This is a genomic window from Agrobacterium sp. lyk4-40-TYG-31, assembly GCF_030209855.1.
GTDB classification, from domain to species: Bacteria; Pseudomonadota; Alphaproteobacteria; order Rhizobiales; family Rhizobiaceae; genus Agrobacterium; species Agrobacterium vaccinii.
Genome location: NZ_JARVRE010000004.1, coordinates 114,068 through 132,079, shown reverse-complemented (window position 1 = coordinate 132,079; position 18,012 = coordinate 114,068). Strand labels below are relative to the sequence as shown.

Below are 18,012 nucleotides of genomic sequence, written 5' to 3'. Positions count from 1 at the left end.
GCGCTGAGCCCATCTGAGACAAACGAAAGGCCCGTGTCATGCGGGCCTTTTTGCGTCCGTGGTGATATGATGTCCACGGAGGACGACGACATGGCATTTGTCATCAAGACAGATATCCCAGACCCGGATGCGCAGACATTCACCTTTACCGCGCAGAAATCCATGTATGGCGGCAAGCATATTGCCGAAGGCGATACGGTGTTTCTGTTTGCGAGCGAGAACGAGGGCGGACGGGGTCTTGTAGCAAAAGGCACCGTCTCGAGCGCGGAAGCTGTGGCCAGAACGCCTGATATTGACCGGCAGACGCCGCGCGTCAGCATCATCCTCAAGCGCACCGCCATGGCGACAAAGCCCCTGGGCCGCACGCAGCTCAAGCCCTTCAGGGACTGGGATGATGGCCAGCCCGAAACCGAACTCAATTTCAAACTCTACCGACAGGCGACAAACAAGATCGTCGGCATTTCCGAGGCGACCGCCCTTTTTCTGGAGGGACACGTCGCGTGATGTGACGCCGCATAAAGTTTTCGACAGGCGCGCAGGAACTGCCGATGCGGGCTTGCGTTGTTGGTCATGCATCATGCAAAACGTATTCTTCGTTTTCCAGATTCCGAAAGTAAATCAGTTTCATGACCATCGAGCAGATCTTAGCCTTCAGCGTGATCGCCGGAATGATGGTCGCATTCATCATCGACAAGTTCCGATATGACGTGGTGGCGTGTAGCGCGCTGCTGATTGCCGTCGCGCTCGGCGTCGTGCCGTTTGACAAGGCGTTTTCGGGTTTCTCGGACGATATCGTCATCATCGTTGCCAGCGCGCTGATCGTCAGCACCTCGGTGGCGCGGTCCGGCATCGTCGATACGACGATCAAGAAATACTTCCCGGAGATGCGCTCCAAACATCTGCAACTGGCCTTCCTGATGATCGTGGTCGCCGTGATGTCGGCCTTCATCAAGAATATCGGCGCGCTGGCCATCATGATCCCGGTCGCCTTCCAGTTCGCCCGCAAGTCCGGCAGCCCGGTGTCCTATTATCTGATGCCGATGGCTTTTGCTGCGCTTCTGGGCGGGTTGATGACGCAGATCGGCACTTCGCCCAACATCGTTGTCTCGCGTCTGCGCGAGGAGATGACCGGGCAAAGCTTCTCGATGTTCGATTTCACGCCCGTGGGTGCGACGCTAGCCGTGGTCGGCATCGCCTTTCTGACCTTCGGCTACAAGCTGCTTCCGGCCCGCGCCAAGGATGGCGCCTCGGTCGAGGACATTCTGGAAGAGGCGAGCTACGCCGCCGAGGCCACGCTGCCCGCCGACAGCCTGATGATCGGCAAGCCGCTGAGCGACCTTCTGAAACAGGCGGATGGAGACGTCATTGCGAACACCATCATTCGCGGCCATCGCCGCGTCTCACCGTTCCCTGATGTGACCTTGAAGGCAGGCGATACCATTCTTCTGGAGGGCACGTCCGAGGGGCTGGACCGCATCGTTTCCAATGCCAAGCTGACACTATCGGGCAAGCCGATTACCGAAAATGGCCAGAAAACGGTCGATCTCATCGCCATGGAAGCGGTGATCAGCAACGAATCCCTGCTAAGCGGGCTTTCTGCCAAGGAATTGGCGCTCTCCTACACGCGCGGCGTCAACCTCATTGCGGTCAGCCGCCGGGGCCACCGCGTCAATGAGCGATTGAGCGACCTGACGTTGAAAGCGGGCGACGTGATCGTTTTGCAGGGATCGCGCAAGAACCTGCCGGTGGTGTTGCGGGAATTCTCGTTGCTGCCGTTGGCGCAGCGCGAAATTCTGCTGGGCGTGCAGCGCCGCGCCTTCATTCCCGTGATGATCCTCGCGGCTGCCATGCTGGCAGCGGCAACGGGCATTGCGCCGGTGGCGGTTGCCTTCTTCGCTGCCGCTTTTGCGATGATACTCGTCGGCGCCATACCGCTGACCGAAGTTTACAAATCCATCGACGGGCCGATCCTCGTCATGCTGGCAGCGCTCATTCCCGTCAGTGACTCGCTTCGAACCTCTGGTGCCAGCGACCTGATTGCCGGTTGGCTGGGCCATGCCGCCCAAGGCCTGCCGCCTTTTGCGGCGCTCGGCATGATCCTGCTGACGGCCATGGCCGTGACGCCTTTCCTTAACAATGCCGCGACCGTGCTGGTGATGGGGCCTATTGCAGCGGGCTTTGCGACGACGCTGGGTTTTCGCCCCGAAGCCTTCCTGATGGCGGTTGCCATCGGCGCCGGTTGTGACTTCCTCACCCCCATCGGCCACCAGTGCAACACGCTGGTCATGGGGCCGGGCGGTTACAAGTTCAGCGACTATCCGCGCCTCGGGGCTCCGCTATCCATCATGATCGTGCTGGTTTCCATTCCCATGCTGCTCTATGTCTGGCCAGTCTAAGGATCAGTCCAGGGCGGGTCAAAACAACCTAATTTTCTTGACGCATGCGGCTGAATGTGGCCTAAGCCATGACAACAGGAAACTGTGGGATAGCAGCATCTTCAGCCGTATTTCCGCTTTTTCCATGCATTCAACAACACATCAGTGACACGTGGCTTGCCCCGTATCACCCTGCGTCAGCACGAGTGAATTTCAATGACCACTTCCGGCGTCCGCGTCCGTATCGCACCTTCCCCCACTGGCGAGCCGCATGTCGGCACAGCCTACATCGCGCTTTTCAACTACCTGTTTGCCAAAAAGCACGGTGGTGAATTCATTCTGCGCATCGAAGATACCGATGCCACGCGCTCCACGCGCGAATATGAAGACAAGGTGCTGGAAGCGCTGAAATGGACCGGACTGACATGGTCCGAAGGTCCTGACGTCGGCGGCCCTTACGGCCCCTACCGCCAGTCCGACCGCAAGGACATGTATCAGCCGTTTGCCGATGAACTGCTGGAAAAAGGCCATGCCTTCCGCTGCTTCTGCACGCCGGAGCGCCTGACGGAAATGCGCGAGGGACAGCGCGCCGCTGGCAAGCCACCGAAATATGACGGTCTCTGCCTGCATCTGAAGGCCGAGGAAGTGACTGCCAAGATGGAAGCGGGCGAAGCCTCCGTCGTGCGGATGAAAATTCCGACCGAAGGCTCCTGCGACTTCACCGATGGCGTTTACGGCGATGTCTCGATCCCCTGGGACAGCGTCGACATGCAGGTTCTGATGAAGGCTGATGGCATGCCGACCTACCACATGGCCAATGTCATCGATGACCATCTGATGAAGATCACGCATGTTGCACGTGGCGAGGAATGGCTGGCATCGGTGCCGAAGCACATTCTGCTCTATCGCTACTTCGGTTGGGACCAGCCGACATTCATGCATCTGTCCTTGATGCGCAATGCCGACAAATCCAAGCTGTCGAAACGCAAGAACCCGACGTCCATCTCCTATTATTCCGCGCTCGGCTATCTGCCGGAAGCCTTGATGAACTTCCTCGGCCTTTTCTTCATCCAGATCGGCGAAGGCGAAGAGCTTTTGACCATGGACGAGCTGGCTGAAAAGTTCGACCCCGAGGCCCTGTCCAAGGCCGGTGCCATCTTCGACATTCAAAAGCTGGACTGGCTGAACGGCCGCTGGCTGCGCGAAAAGCTGACCCAGGACGAGTTCATCGCCCGCACGCTGGAATGGGCGATGGAAAATGCGCGTCTGACCGAGGGCTTGAAGCTTTCGCAGAGCCGTATTTCGAAGCTCGGCGATCTGCCGAACCTGGCTGGCTTCCTGCTATCAAGCGATGTCGGCCTGACACCTGCATCCTTTGCTGGCCTGAAGAGCAAGCCGGAAGAGATCCACGAAATCCTGACCACGGTTGCTGCCGATCTGGAGAAAATGCCGGACTGGACGCTGGAATCCATCGAGCAGGAACTGCGCGATGTGGCGGAACGTACCGGCAAGAAGCTGCGCGTGGTGACCCCGCCGCTGTTCGTTGCCATGTCCGGTTCTTCGCGCTCGCTGCCGCTGTTCGATAGCATGGCGGTGCTGGGTCGCTCTGTGGTGCGCCAGCGGTTGAAGGTGGCGATTGCGGTTGCGGCGACGATGGTTGGCGCTGGAAGTTAAGCGGCAACGCGGCGGGCGAGCCGATACCAACGGCCGTCGTCCGCCCACCTCTCCGCCATCCTCGGGCTTGACCCGAGGATCTACGCACGGTGCCAGGGGTGAGACGTCGAATGTGCCGATGACGCAGCAGATCCTCGGGACAAGCCCGAGGATGACGAGATGGGAAGATACGGGGCAAACAACAAAGTCACCGCATCACCAAACAGAACAACTTGCCCGAAGAAGGCCCCGACGATGACCGACAAGACAACCGAAACCACCGCCCTTTCCTCCGATGTGACAGAAGTGCGCCGCCAGAAGCTGGCGATGCTGCGCGAGAAGGTTGGCGACGTCTATCCCGCCCATTTTCATCGCACGCTGACCAATGCCGAGCTGGCCGAGAAATACGCAGACATCGAGCCTGACGTCGAAACCGGCGACACCGTCACCGTTGCAGGCCGCGTCTATTCCAACCGCAATTCCGGCATGTTCATGGATATCCATGATGCCTCAGGCAAGGTGCAGATCTTCTCCCACAAGGATACGACGCCGCAGGAAGCCCGCGATCTGCTGCCGATGATCGATATTGGCGACATCATCGGCGTGACCGGCAAGGTGCGCCGCACCAAGCGTGGCGAGCTGACGATCAATGCCGAAGAGATCACCATGCTGACCAAATCTCTGCTGCCGATGCCGGAGAAGTGGAGCGGGATTTCCGACATCGAAATCCGGTATCGCAAGCGCCATCTGGATATTCTCTCCAACGAGGAATCCAAGCTGCGCTTCCAGCAGCGGTCCAAGATCATCTCCGGCATTCGCCGTTTCATGGAAGAGGAAGCCTTCCTCGAGGTTGAAACGCCGATGCTGCAGACCGTCTATGGTGGCGCAACGGCTGATCCGTTCAAGACCTTCCACAACACGCTGAAGATGGACATGTATCTGCGCATCGCGCCGGAACTGTTTTTGAAGCGCACGCTTGTATCCGGCCTTTCGGACAAGGTGTTCGAAATCAACCGCAACTTCCGCAACGAAGGTGTTTCCACCCGGCACAATCCGGAATTCACCATGCTGGAATGCTACTGGGCCTATGCCGACTACGAAGACATCATGGGTCTGGTCGAGCGCATGTTCGAAACGCTGGCCATTGCCATTCACGGCACGACGGAACTGGACTTCCAGGGCAAGACGATCTCCTTCAAGGGCCCGTTCAAGCGCGTGCCGATGCCGGATGCGGTGAAGGAAGCCACCGGCATCGACTTCCTGGCCATCAAGACCGATGAGGAAGCCCGCGCTGCCGCCAAGGCCGCCGGTTTCGAAGTCGAGAAGGACTGGACTTGGGGCGAATGCCTGGCCTTCATCTTTGAAGAGAAGGTCGAGAGCACACTGATCCAGCCAAGCCACGTCACACATTTCCCCAAGGACATCTCGCCCTTTGCCAAGGAAGTGCCGGGCGAGCCGCGTCTGGTCGAGCGTTTCGAAAGCTACTGCAACGCCTGGGAAGTAGGCAACGCCTTTTCCGAGCTGAACGACCCGGAAGAACAGCGCAAGCGCATGGTCGAACAGCTGGAGCAGGCTCATGCGCGTGGCGAAAAGGACAAGCAGTTGGACGACGAATTCCTCGACGCCATCGACCAGGGCATGCCGCCCGCCGGTGGCCTCGGCATCGGCGTGGACCGTCTGGTGATGCTCTTGACCAACGCACCATCGATCCGCGACGTTATTCTGTTCCCGGCGCGTCGCCAGAAGGCGGATTGAGTTTTACGAATAGTTACGAAAACCGGGGGCAGCGATGTCTCCGGTTTTTTTGTTTGGGTTAGGTGTAGTCCGTTTCGGTTCGGGGGTGTTAGAGAACGTCGGCAGTTTTGCGCTTACTAAAGGTGCCTGGATGCACAGGCTTCTGGCACTTTCGCTATTGGAAACGAACGACGGCACACCCTCTCCCGTCACCCTCGGGCTTGTCCCGAGGGTCTAATCACGGTCCTGCGGATGAGAGGTAGCAGATCCTCAGGACAGGCCCGAGGATGACGGAAGCAGGGGTGGCCGTATCGCGAAAAGTCGACGCCATACGCTTGAAAGACCAGTATGGTGATGGAGGGCGCTTGTTACCGACCGATATGCTTCTCACCGCGTTTCTTCGCCAGATCGATCTGCTTCTGACGGTTGCGGAAGCGGGTGCGGTCTTCTTCGGTGCGGTCGTCGTAGCAGCTGGGGCAGGAGACGCCTTCTTCGAATTTTGGCGAGAGGCGAACTTCCGGCGTAATAGGGTTGCGGCAGGCGTGGCAGAGTTTGTGGTCGCCCTCGGCCAGACCGTGGACAACGGACACGCGCTCGTCGAACACGAAGCAGGCGCCTTCCCACATGCTCTCTTCCTGCGGCACTTCTTCCAGATACTTCAAAATGCCGCCCTTGAGGTGGTAGACCTCATCAAAGCCCTGATCCTTCATGAAGGCTGTGGCCTTTTCACAGCGAATACCGCCGGTGCAGTACATGGCGATCTTGGGCTTGTTGTGCAGGCCGGGATTGTTCTTCACCCAGTCTGGAAACTCGCGGAACGTCTTGGTCTGCGGATCGACAGCGCCCTGAAAGATGCCGATGGCGGTTTCATAATCGTTGCGGGTGTCGATGAGGATCGTATCCGGGTCCGAGATCAGCGCGTTCCAGTCCTTCGGGTCCACATAGGTGCCGACGATCTGGTTCGGATCGATATCCGGCACGCCCATCGTGACGATTTCCTGCTTTAGCTTCACCTTCATGCGCACGAAGGGCATCTTGGACGCGCGGCTTTCCTTGTGCTCAAGATGAGCGAATTCTGGCTGGGCCCGCAGATAGGCAAGAACGGCTCCGACGCCCGCATCGGTCCCGGCGATGGTTCCGTTGATACCTTCGGCAGCCAGCAGCAGCGTGCCTTTGACGCCCTGTTCCTGACACAGCGTGAACAGCGGCTCGCGCACGCTTTCAAACCTCGGGAAGCGGGCGAAATGGTACAGCGCTGCCACGAGAAAATTACCGGCGGCGTCCGGGCGGGGTAGGATAGAGGTGTCGGTCATGGCGGCTGAAATACAGCCAGACGAGCGTTTGCGCAATCTTATTTCGCGCTGGCAGCGTCCGTCGGTGAAGTTTTGATTTTCGTCAAGACGAGGCCACAGCCGCTACCGGGCCGCATGTTCCCACAAAGCCGCGATGATGCGGCTCTCGGCCCCGGCGGATTCGGCAAAGACATGATCGGCGAGATCGAGACAGTCCTGCCGCAGTATCTGCTGGCGGCGGGTGATGGTGTCCAGCAAGAACGTAAACGTATCGCCACCGGCAAAGTGCTCGGGCTCCCGGTCTGCAAAGGCTGCGAGCACCGACAGGTCATGCTCGTGGCCAAGAAGGTCCACCAGCCGCTTGGCATCGACTTTCTTGGCGCGCAAAGCGGAGGGCCAGACGCGGCGCAGCAGCGCCAGATGCATCCAGTAGACCTGCCCGCTCTTGCGCAGATCGTGAAAGCTCTCGTCATGGGCCTGTTCGTGGCACTGCTGAAGTGCTGTCAGCGCCTTCTTGCGCTGCCTGCGCCATGTCTGCCGCACCAGCCTTGCCGCCGTCTTCGTTCCCTTGGGAAGGGAGAGTTTCGCGAGCGCTTCCTTGCCCGCTTCGCATTCGGCAATAGCCGCGTCGATCCGGGCCTTGAGGTCGCCCTCGTCTCCGGTCAGGGCATCGCGCCTGCTGGCCAGCGCTGTTTCAGCGGCGGTCAGGGCCTGCCGCTCATTGTCGGTGCTGGCAAAGTTCTGGAGGTAGTGGATGCTTTCCACCAGTGCCGCTGCATCCCGCGCCTGCGAGAGCGAGCGGGCGATATCGCGAAACCGCAGGTTTTCAGCGCTGCGAAATTTCGGCTCTTCGCTTTGCACGAAGCGGTAGAGCGCCCGCAGGCGCTTGAATTTCTTGCGCGCACCGTGCACGGCGGCATGCGGGCCATCCGGCTGGCTGGACAGGAGAGCGATGGCATCGTCGATCAGCTCCGTGCCGATGCGATGTACCTCGTTATCGAGCGGCTTTCTGGGGTCAATCCTGAATGACATAGCACAGCTCGCTGCTGAGATCGTCTGTTGCCAAGTGCTGGTTGGAATAGCGCGGGTCGCCGGTCACTTCGTCTCCAACCCAGGCCGGTAGAGCTGGCTGGTCCGTCTCGGCGGTCAGTTCCACCTCTGCCACCACCAGCCCCCGGTAGAGGCCATCGAACACGTCGATTTCCCAGACGAAACCTTCATGGGGAACGGTGTAGCGGATTTTCTCGATAATGGTGCCGGGTGCGGTGGCCAGCAGTTCCTCGCCATCGGCGACCGGAATGTCATATTCGTATTCGTCACGCACAAGGCTGTTGGTACCCACCTTGATGGTCAGGGTCGCCGCCTCGTTTTCCTTGATGCGCACCCGAACGGAACGGTCTTCCAGCGAAACGATGTAACCTTGGCGAAAGCGGGTACGGGTCGCGATTTCCTCGCGCCAGCTGTCATCCGCGACCAGAAACTTGCGTTCGATTTCTTTTGCCATTCAACAGCCTGCCCGATTTTCGGCAACCCTAGCCTATGACGTTGTCATGAAAAAGCAATCAAACTGAAATATTTCGTTTTGCCTCGACACGTCAGGCTTTGCGCGGTAATTGAGTGCGAAATTCAATCGATTCAATAGAGGAGACACCATCATGGCCCAGGATTCCGAAAAGCTGCTTTCCATCCTGAAACTCCAGCCGGTGGTGCCTGTCCTCATCGTCGATGACGTTGCCTCTGCCGTACCGCTGGCGCGCGCTCTTGTGGCAGGTGGTCTCAAAGCCATCGAAATAACCATGCGCACGCCCGTTGCGCTGGACGCCATCCGCGCTGTTGCCGATGAGGTGGAAGGCGCGCATGTGGGTGCGGGCACCATTCTCAACGCCAAGGATTTCGAAGCCGCCGCCAAGGCAGGCTCGACCTTCATCGTCAGCCCCGGCATCAACAAGAGCGTGATGGAAGCCGCCAAGGGTTCCAAGGTTCCGCTGCTGCCCGGTGCTGCGACGGCGAGCGAAGTCATGCATCTGCGTGACAAGGGCTACAAGGTTCTGAAGTTCTTCCCCGCCGAACAGGCCGGTGGCGCCCCTTACCTCAAGGCGCTGTCCTCACCGCTGGCAGGCACAATGTTCTGCCCCACGGGTAGTGTTTCGCTGAAGAATGCCAGGGATTACCTGTCGCTGCCGAACGTCGTTTGCGTTGGCGGTTCCTGGGTTGCACCGAAGGAACTGATTGCAGCGGGCGACTGGGATGGCATCACCAAGCTTGCAGCGGAAGCGGCAGCGCTTGCCGTCTAAGGTCGAGGCGTTCACGACGGCGTGAACGCACCTGCCATTTGTATTCGTGTCAGCACTTCCTATCTCCTGTTTATATTCAACAAACAGGAGATTTGAATGTTCGACGCGAAAAAGCTTCTAGACCAGTTTTTGGGCTCCAATGTACCGGGCCTGTCGGGAAGCGTGCGGGATCGGGCTGGACAGGCCACCCAGATCGCGAAGAACAATCCGATGAAGGCCGGCGCCATCGCCGCCGCCATCTTCGGCACCAAGACCGGTCGCAAGCTGGCAGGTAACGCAGCAGCGGTTGGCGGCATCGCCGCCATCGCCGGTCTCGGCTATCTCGCTTACAAGAACTACCAGTCTGGCCAGAAGCCAGAGGCGGTGCAGCAACCGCGGCCGACCCAGGAACTTCTGCCGCCACCGGTGGACTCCCCCTTTCACCCGCAGTCTGAAACCCTCTCCAACAATTTTGCGCTGACACTGGTGCAGGCGATGATTGCGGCTGCCAAAGCCGATGGCCACATCGATGAGGCTGAACGCGCCCGCATCATGGAAAAGGTGCAGGTCTCCGAGCTTGATAGCGAAGCAGGTGCCTTCATCGAAAAGGAACTGGCCGATCCGTTGGACATCAACGCACTTGTCGCCGCCGCCAAGACCGAAGAGCAGAAGGTGGAACTCTATACCGCCTCGCGCCTGACCATCGAACCCGACAGCCGCGCCGAGCGCGGATATCTGGATCTGCTGGCCGGACGCCTTGGCCTGCCGGATGCGCTGGTGGAGCATATCGAGGCCACGGTTTCGGCTGCTAAGCAGTAATAGCGTTTTATGTGGGTGGCAGAGTAGGCTTCCCCTCCCCTTATAACCTCCCTTCACCGTCATTTGGGTGTGTACTGCCCAAGTGCGGTGGCGGATAGAGAGAAGCCCCGGGGAGGCCGAGGCCCCCTAGCAGAGCCTAGTTTGGGCATCCGCCGTTCCATCGTCCCAGAGCAGCCGCCAGTCCCGCGTGCGCGAGCAAAGCCTGCTTGGGCAAGGATGGGATAAGAAGGACATTATCGTCGGCATGGATGCCTCCAAGGACTGTCCCGACCTTGCGGCGTGAGCTGGCGCAAGCTTTTTCGCTGCGAGCGACGATGAGTTCCAACGATTAAGCACCACCCATAACCCCGAAAGACAAGACCACGACACCGCTGTTGAGGTACGTACGTCATTTTTTGATTTACGTACCTCAAAAACTCCTCTATGGACCATGGCCGGAGGATGCATGAAGCCGACAGTTCACGATATCGCGTCGAAAGCGGGCGTCAGCCTTGCGACCGTCGACCGGGTGATAAACCTGCGTCCGGGCGTGCATGCCTTGACACGCGCCAAGGTGGAAACGGCGATTTCAGAGCTGGGTTATGTGCGCGATATGGCTGCCGCCAACCTGGCCAAGGGGCGCAGCTATGCACTGGTCTTCATTCTGCCCAACAACGACAATTCCTTTATGGCGGGCTTGCGTGCCGAGGTGCGGGCGGCCGCTTCTCGGTCTTACGTCGAACGAACATCCATCCGCATCATCGAGGTGCCACCCTTCGATGCGGCGGCGCTCGCCCAGGCGCTGGATGTGGCGCGGTTGGAAAAGCCGTCCGGCGTCGCTTTCGTCGCTATCGATGCGCAGGATGTGGTGGAGGCGGTGGATCGGCTGACCGATAGCGGCATTGTGGCGGTGACGCTCGTCTCCGATATCACCGGCTCCCGACGCGACCATTTCGCCGGTGTGGACAATGCCGCCGCAGGCCGCACCGCTGCCAGCTTGATGGGGCGTTTTCTGCCGAGAAGCAGTGGCGATGTCGCCGTGCTGGCAGGCTCGATGCTGGTCAAGGATCACCGCGAACGCTTGGCCGGATTCCAGTCGGTGATCGCAGAAGAGTTCCCCGATCTCCACCTCCTGCCGGTTCTGGAGGGGCGCGATGACCCCGAAACTGTGGAGCAGTTGGTGGCGGAATGCCTTAATGCCAATCCTGACCTGCTCGGTCTTTACAGCCTGGGCGCGGGCAATCGCGGTCTCATCAAGGCGCTGAAATCATCGCGCCAGCCATCGTCCCCTTGCATCATCGCCCATGAACTGACCGAAAACACCGCCAATGCCCTGCGCGAAGGCGTGCTGGATGCGGTGCTGAACCAGGATGCGGGCCACGAGGTGCGCAGCGCTATCAGGGTGCTGAAAGCCCGCGCCGATGGCCTTGCGGTCATCGAGGCGCAGGAGCGCATTCGTATCGACATATTCTTGCGGGATAATCTCCCCTGACACTGACATAGCACTGGAGGAAACATGTATCTCGGTCTCGATTTGGGAACATCCGGCGTCAAGGCGCTGTTGATCGATGGCGATCAAAACGTCATCGGTTCGGCCAATGGCGCGCTGGACGTTTCACGCCTCCACCATGGCTGGTCCGAGCAGAACCCGGCGGACTGGATCACCGCAACCGAAACGGCGATTGCCGGTCTGAAGGCGAAGCACCCCAAGGAGCTGGCCGCCGTCAAAGGTATCGGCCTTTCCGGTCATATGCATGGCGCAACGCTGGTGGATGCGGCGGGCGATGTGCTGCGCCCCTGCATTCTTTGGAACGACACCCGCTCTTATGCCGAGGCAGCAAAACTCGACGCCGATCCGCGCTTCCGCAAGATTACCGGCAACATCGTTTTCCCCGGTTTTACCGCACCGAAGCTGGTGTGGGTCGCCAACAACGAGCCGGAAATTTTCGCCAAGGTCGCCAAGGTGCTGCTGCCGAAGGATTATCTGCGTCTCTGGCTGACGGGCGAATATATCTCTGAGATGTCCGACTCCGCAGGCACCTCGTGGCTCGATACCGGCGCGCGCAAATGGTCGCCGGAATTGCTGGAGGCCACCGGCCTTGACGAAAAACATATGCCATCGCTGGTCGAAGGTACGGATGAAGCCGGAACGTTGCGCTCCGAACTTGCCTCCTCATGGGGCATCTCCGGCAAGGTCGTGGTAGCCGGTGGCGCAGGTGATAACGCGGCATCGGCCTGCGGCATGGGCACGGTCTCGGAAGGCCATGCCTTCGTGTCGCTCGGCACATCCGGTGTGCTGTTTGCCGCTAACGCCTCCTATCTGCCCAAGCCGGAAAGCGCCGTTCACGCCTTCTGCCACGCTTTGCCCAACACATGGCACCAGATGGGCGTCATTCTCTCGGCCACCGATGCACTGAACTGGTACTCTGGGATCACCGGCAAATCCGCTGGCGATCTCTCCACCGAACTGGGCGACGAGCTGAAGGCGCCCACAGGCGTCACCTTCGCGCCCTATCTCTCGGGTGAACGCACGCCCTACAACGACGCCGCCATCCGCGGCTCCTTCATTGGCCTGTCCCACGAAAGCGACCGCAAGGCGCTGACGCAAGCCGTGATGGAAGGCGTGACCTTTGCCATCAGGGACAATCTCGAAGCGCTGAAATCCGCAGGCACATCGATCGACCGCGTCACCGCCATCGGCGGCGGCTCGCGCTCCCGCTACTGGCTGGCCTCCATTGCCACGTCGCTCGGGGTATCAGTGGATATTCCAGCGGAGGGTGACTTCGGTGCGGCCTTCGGTGCCGCAAGGCTTGGGTTGATTGCGGCAACCGGGGCAGACCCGGTTGCCGTGTGCTCGCACCCGGAAACGGAGGAGACGATCGAGCCGGTGGCGGCACTGGGAGATGCCTATGAGGAGGCTTATGGGCGTTATCGGGCGCTTTATCCGGCGATCCGGACGCTTTCGCATTGATGGTCGGCGGGTGGGATTCACCCCCCTCTGTCCTGCCGGACATCTCCCCCACAAGGAGGGAGATCGGCTAGACGCTTGCTCCTAGCTCTATCCGCAGGCTTCAAGATGGGGCGAGAGGTTTCAACGAGTCGATCTCCCCACCTGTGGGGGAGATGCCCGGCAGGGCAGAGGGGGGTAAGCCCCACCCACCAACATAAGCGAATATCACCTAAGAACACTTCACTATTTTACCACTATGCAAACCAGGGAGAGAACCATGACCACAGGCTTTTTCGGCGACATCCAGAAAATCAAATATGAAGGTCCAGACAGCACCAACCCGCTGGCCTTCCGCCATTACAACCCCGATGAGATCGTCGGCGGCAAGCGCATGGAAGAGCATCTGCGCTTTGCGGTGGCTTACTGGCACACCTTCACATGGCCAGGCGGCGACCCCTTCGGTGGCCAGACATTCGAGCGTCCATGGTTTGAAGATACGATGCAGGCGGCAAAATTGAAGGCCGATGTCGCCTTCGAATTCTTCTCGCTTCTGGGCTCGCCGTTCTACTGCTTCCACGATGCCGACGTGCGTCCCGAAGGCAAGACCTTTGCGGAAAACACGAAGAATCTCAACGAGATCGTCGATTATTTTGGCCAGAAGCAGGCCGATACCGGCGTCAAGCTTCTGTGGGGCACGGCCAACCTGTTTTCCAACCGCCGCTTCATGTCCGGTGCAGCAACCAACCCGGACCCGGATGTATTTGCCTATTCGGCAGCGACGGTGAAGACATGCCTGGATGCCACGAAAAAACTTGGCGGCGCGAACTATGTTCTGTGGGGCGGTCGCGAAGGTTATGAGACCCTGCTCAACACCGATGTAAAGCGCGAGCTCGATCAGCTTGGCCGCTTCCTCAATCTGGTGGTGGAATACAAGTACAAGATCGGTTTCGAAGGCACGATCCTCATCGAGCCGAAGCCGCAGGAACCCACCAAGCACCAGTATGATTACGACGTCGCCACCGTCTACGCCTTCCTGCAAAAGCACGGGCTGGACAAGGAAGTGAAGGTCAATATCGAACAGGGCCACGCGATCCTCGCCGGTCACTCTTTCGAGCATGAGCTGGCCATGGCCAACGCCTTCGGCATCTTCGGCTCCATCGACATGAACCGCAACGACTACCAGTCCGGCTGGGATACCGACCAGTTCCCCAACAACGTGCCGGAAATGGCGCTGGCCTATTACCACGTGCTGGAAGGCGGCGGCTTCAAGAACGGCGGCACCAACTTCGATTCGAAGCTGCGCCGCCAGTCGCTCGACCCAGCAGATCTGCTGATCGGTCACATCGGCGGCATGGATTGCTGCGCCCGTGGCCTCAAGGCTGCGGCCAAGATGGTCGAAGACAAGGCCCTGTCGCAGCCGCTGGCAGACCGTTACGCCAAGTGGGATTCGGCAGATGCGCAGAAGCTGCTGCGCGGCGAGCTGAAGCTGGATGAGATCGCGGCCATGGTCGAGCGGGACAACATCAATCCGGAGCCGAAGTCCGGTCGTCAGGAATATCTGGAAAACGTGGTCAACCGCTACGTTTAAGGTGTCGCCTGCCGCCGTGGCAGGCACTTCCTCTCCCCGCCCCACTCTCCGTCACCCCGGCCTTGAGCCGGGGTCCAGTGCGATCAAGTCCTTGATCGCAAAAGACTCTTTCGCGCCGCAGACGCGGCGATGCTGGATTCCGGCTCAAGGCCGGAATGACGGAGAGTGGGGCGAGGCCTATGCTTGAAAAGCCTCCATTTTATCGCCAAACCAACCCCACAAAAAAATAAAAATATTTCTCAAATTTTTTTCTCCATGGCCTCCAACCCTCCCGCATAATCCCAGTGCTTTCGAAACAAAGGGGTGCAACGCGCGGCATCCCGGCGGTTCGAAGGCCGGTATCGACAAGCGGTTGCTTAACAAAAGAGCCGTTTCCGTGGACCCACCTCTTGCCACTGGCCAGGCAAGGGACCGGGCGTTCCGATAGGTACCGTGACGTGCAGTTGTAATGGGTCCGGCAAATGCAAGACCTAGACCATAATCCGCCAATGCTTACCGCATTTGCCGGACATGCCTGATCCCCCGGCCCGCTGTCTTGAATGGAGCGGGCCGGTGAGGATTTTGCTTGGTTACTCGTCTGTGCCTTCTTGTGTGCACCGCAACATCACCTATGTGTGTTGGGTTTTACGGATAGCCCGGCATGGCGCATGCGTGCCATGTTCTGAGGCTTGCCCAAGGAGATTTTATGCTGATTGAGAAATTGAACTGGCGTTATGCCACCAAGAAGATGGACCCTTCCAAGTCGGTTTCGCAAGACAAGGTTGACCGCATCATTGAGGCCGCCCGCCTGGCGCCGACATCGAGCGGCTTGCAGCCTTTCGAAATCATCGTCGTCACCAACCCGGAAACACGCGCCAAGATTCAGGAAATTTCCTGGAACCAGGCACAGGTCACCGAAGGTTCGCATCTGCTGGTCTTCGCTGCCTGGGACAACTACACAGCAGACCGCATCAACCACATGTTCGATCTGACAAACGACGAGCGTGGCTTCAAGAACGAAGGCTGGGAAAACTATCGCCAGTCTCTGCTGTCGTCCTATCCGCAGCGTGATGCCGAGGTGAATTTCCAGCACGCCGCCCGTCAGGCCTATATCGCCTTCGGCATGGCCGTTGCACAGGCTGCTTTTGAAGGCGTGGATTCCACCCCGATGGAAGGCTTCGATCCGGCCAAGCTGGACGAAATCCTCGGCCTTCGCGAAAAGGGCCTGCGCTCTGCCGTCATCCTGCCGCTTGGCTATCGCAAGGAAGAGGGCGACTGGCTGGTCAACCTCAAGAAGGTTCGCCGCCCGCTGGAAGAGTTCGTCTCCACCGTCGAGTGATCGTCCAGCCGCGGATTGCGGTCGATTTTTCCGCTACTGGCGGATAATTGAAAAACCATACCTATAATTCTGTATCGCAGACAGGCATGTTTGCGATACAGAGATGCCGATCCCGGCTTCCATAAGGAAAGTTGAACTTAATGCTCCGGAGCGTCATGCGTTGTCGAATGTGCCATATGGCAGCATGAGCGAAGCGGTTTTCCCTGCCGCCGGGTTTCGACCTTGGAAATACAGTCCGAAGAGCAATTTATGATATCTGACATTTCAGCGGCCAGCGCCGTGTCATCAGGTCAATCGGCCAGCGACCCCATGGTCGCCTTTCAAGCCGCGACCAAGACCTTCGGTGACCCCGCCAGCAAAACCTCGTTTACGGCCCTTGCCGGTGTGGACTATGTGGTGCCACGCGGCTCGATCTCCGGCATCATCGGTCGCTCGGGTGCTGGCAAGTCCACGCTCATCAGGCTCGTCAACGGGTTGGAACGGCCAAGCTCCGGCAAGGTCATCGTTGACGGTGTGGATGTCGGCTCGCTGGATGAGGCAGGGCTTAGAACGCTACGCCGTTCCGTCGGCATGATCTTCCAGCACTTCAACCTTCTGTCCTCGCGCACGGCCTATGACAACGTCGCTCTGCCGCTCGAGATTGCGGGCGTGGCGAAAGCCGAGATCAAGAAGAAGGTCGGACCGCTGCTCGATCTCGTCGGGCTGGGGGATAAGGCCAACCGCTATCCAGCAGAGCTTTCCGGTGGACAGAAGCAGCGCGTCGGCATTGCTCGTGCGCTGGCGACCGAGCCGAAGCTGCTGCTGTCCGACGAAGCGACATCGGCGCTGGACCCGGAGACCACGCAATCGATCTTAGAACTGCTGAAGAAGATCAATGCCGAACTTGGCCTCACCGTGCTTCTCATCACCCATGAGATGGAAGTGGTGAAGACCATCGCCAGCCAGGTGGCGGTCATCGACAAGGGGCTGATCGTCGAGCAGGGCAGCACCTTCGATATCTTCACCAACTCGCGCCATGAGACGACCCGCAGCCTGCTTTCCTCTGCCGTCGGCGTGAAGCTGCCGCATTGGGTGACCTCCGGTTTGAAACCGGATGCGGCGCCCGGTGATCGCGTGCTGGTGCGCCTCGTCTTCTTCGGTGATACCGCCTTCCAGCCGCTCACGGCGCGCCTCGTCGCAGCCATCGGGCCTGATGTGAACATTCTGGCTGGCACCATCGAGGAAATCTCCGGCCAGCCTTTCGGCTCGCTGGTGGTCTCCTATCCGGCAACGTCCGACGTCACGGCGCGTGCCAACCAGTTCTATGCCGAAACCGGCCTGACAACGGAGGTCCTCGGTTATGTCGCCTGATATGATTTTGAATGTTCTCTTGAAAGGTCTGATCCAGACGCTGCACATGGTGGCGGTCTCGGGTCTGGTCGGTTCGTTGCTTGGCCTGCCGATTGGCATTTTTCTGGCCACCAGCGGCAAGAGCGAATTGTTCGAGGCACCCATGACGAACCGCGTCATCGGCCTCATCGTCAATGCCGCCCGCTCCACGCCCTTCATCATTCTGGTCGTGGCCATCATTCCGTTCACGCGGCTTGTCGCTGGCACCTCCATCGGCACATCGGCTGCCATCGTGCCCTTGACGGTGGCAACGGTTCCCTTCGTAGCCCGTCTGGTGGAAGCCGCCATTCGCGAGGTCGATAAAGGTTTGATCGAAGCGGCGCGTGCCATGGGCGCAACTCCGCTCCAGATCGTCACCAAGGTTCTGCTGGCCGAAGCCAAGCCCGGCATTACGCTGGCGCTGACGCTGACGCTTGTCAGCCTTATCGGCTACTCGGCCATGGTTGGTGCCGTCGGCGGCGGTGGTCTGGGGGACCTCGGCATTCGCTATGGCTACCAGCGCTTCATGCCGGATGTGATGCTGGCCGTCGTCGTCGTTCTCATCGTGCTGGTCCAGATCGTGCAGAGCGCGGGCGATGCCCTTGCCCGCAGCTTCGACAAGCGCAACCGCAAAAACTAAAAACACAAAACAAAGGAGACACC

The 18,012-nt window shown here is 59.4% G+C and carries 15 protein-coding genes; 12 read left to right on the top strand and 3 right to left on the bottom strand.

Going from position 1 to position 18,012, the window contains the following annotated elements:
• Positions 1-90: 90 nt before the first annotated feature.
• The 4 genes from QRN55_RS05920 (at position 91) to lysS (ending at position 5,783) form a co-directional block, all read left to right on the top strand.
• On the top strand, positions 91-504 hold the full coding sequence (locus tag QRN55_RS05920; protein ID WP_284775650.1) for a hypothetical protein: 414 nt from the start codon (positions 91-93) through the stop codon (positions 502-504).
• A gap of 122 nt (positions 505-626) precedes the next feature.
• On the top strand, positions 627-2,396 hold the full coding sequence (locus QRN55_RS05915) for an SLC13 family permease (RefSeq protein ID WP_284775649.1): 1,770 nt from the start codon (positions 627-629) through the stop codon (positions 2,394-2,396).
• Between the two features lie 195 nt (positions 2,397-2,591).
• Complete coding sequence (gltX, locus tag QRN55_RS05910; protein ID WP_284775647.1) at positions 2,592-4,049, top strand: glutamate--tRNA ligase; 1,458 nt, start codon at positions 2,592-2,594, stop codon at positions 4,047-4,049.
• A 234-nt stretch (positions 4,050-4,283) separates the two neighbouring features.
• Complete coding sequence (gene lysS / locus QRN55_RS05905; RefSeq protein ID WP_284775646.1) at positions 4,284-5,783, top strand: lysine--tRNA ligase; 1,500 nt, start codon at positions 4,284-4,286, stop codon at positions 5,781-5,783.
• Between the two features lie 347 nt (positions 5,784-6,130).
• Here the strand turns inward: lysS and trhO are convergent, their stop codons facing one another.
• The 3 genes from trhO to QRN55_RS05890 all read right to left on the bottom strand — a co-directional run bounded on the left by trhO (position 6,131) and on the right by QRN55_RS05890 (position 8,558).
• On the bottom strand, positions 6,131-7,075 hold the full coding sequence (gene trhO, locus QRN55_RS05900) for an oxygen-dependent tRNA uridine(34) hydroxylase TrhO (RefSeq protein ID WP_284776604.1): 945 nt from the start codon (positions 7,073-7,075) through the stop codon (positions 6,131-6,133).
• Positions 7,076-7,177: 102 nt separating this feature from the next.
• Complete coding sequence (locus tag QRN55_RS05895) at positions 7,178-8,086, bottom strand: CHAD domain-containing protein (RefSeq protein ID WP_284775644.1); 909 nt, start codon at positions 8,084-8,086, stop codon at positions 7,178-7,180.
• Entirely contained in the window at positions 8,070-8,558 is a 489-nt protein-coding gene (locus QRN55_RS05890; RefSeq protein ID WP_284775642.1) for a CYTH domain-containing protein, read from the bottom strand. The genes QRN55_RS05895 and QRN55_RS05890 overlap by 17 nt, the downstream gene beginning before the upstream one ends.
• 151 nt (positions 8,559-8,709) lie before the next feature.
• Between QRN55_RS05890 and QRN55_RS05885 the strand changes: the two genes are divergently transcribed.
• The 8 genes from QRN55_RS05885 (at position 8,710) to QRN55_RS05850 (ending at position 17,989) form a co-directional block, all read left to right on the top strand.
• Positions 8,710-9,348, top strand: coding sequence for a 2-dehydro-3-deoxy-phosphogluconate aldolase (locus QRN55_RS05885; protein WP_233135325.1), 639 nt, complete (start codon positions 8,710-8,712; stop codon positions 9,346-9,348).
• 96 nt (positions 9,349-9,444) lie between these two features.
• Positions 9,445-10,146 (top strand): tellurite resistance TerB family protein, encoded by a 702-nt coding sequence (locus QRN55_RS05880; protein ID WP_284775638.1) that lies wholly within the window; start codon positions 9,445-9,447, stop codon positions 10,144-10,146.
• A gap of 445 nt (positions 10,147-10,591) precedes the next feature.
• A complete protein-coding gene (locus QRN55_RS05875; RefSeq protein ID WP_284775636.1) occupies positions 10,592-11,617 on the top strand; it encodes a LacI family DNA-binding transcriptional regulator in 1,026 nt (341 codons plus the stop codon).
• Between the two features lie 24 nt (positions 11,618-11,641).
• A complete protein-coding gene (gene xylB / locus QRN55_RS05870) occupies positions 11,642-13,096 on the top strand; it encodes a xylulokinase (RefSeq protein ID WP_284775634.1) in 1,455 nt (484 codons plus the stop codon).
• A 256-nt stretch (positions 13,097-13,352) separates the two neighbouring features.
• Positions 13,353-14,663, top strand: coding sequence for a xylose isomerase (xylA, locus tag QRN55_RS05865; protein WP_233121970.1), 1,311 nt, complete (start codon positions 13,353-13,355; stop codon positions 14,661-14,663).
• A 685-nt stretch (positions 14,664-15,348) separates the two neighbouring features.
• Complete coding sequence (locus tag QRN55_RS05860; RefSeq protein ID WP_111837497.1) at positions 15,349-15,981, top strand: NAD(P)H-dependent oxidoreductase; 633 nt, start codon at positions 15,349-15,351, stop codon at positions 15,979-15,981.
• Positions 15,982-16,290: 309 nt separating this feature from the next.
• Positions 16,291-17,331 carry a methionine ABC transporter ATP-binding protein gene (locus tag QRN55_RS05855; protein ID WP_284776603.1) on the top strand — a complete coding sequence of 347 codons (1,041 nt, stop codon included), beginning with the start codon at positions 16,291-16,293 and terminating at the stop codon, positions 17,329-17,331.
• The gene (locus QRN55_RS05850) at positions 17,321-17,989 is read left to right on the top strand and encodes a methionine ABC transporter permease (RefSeq protein ID WP_284775631.1); all 669 of its coding nucleotides are present in this window, start codon (positions 17,321-17,323) and stop codon (positions 17,987-17,989) included. The genes QRN55_RS05855 and QRN55_RS05850 overlap by 11 nt, the downstream gene beginning before the upstream one ends.
• The last annotated feature ends 23 nt before the right edge of the window (positions 17,990-18,012 follow it).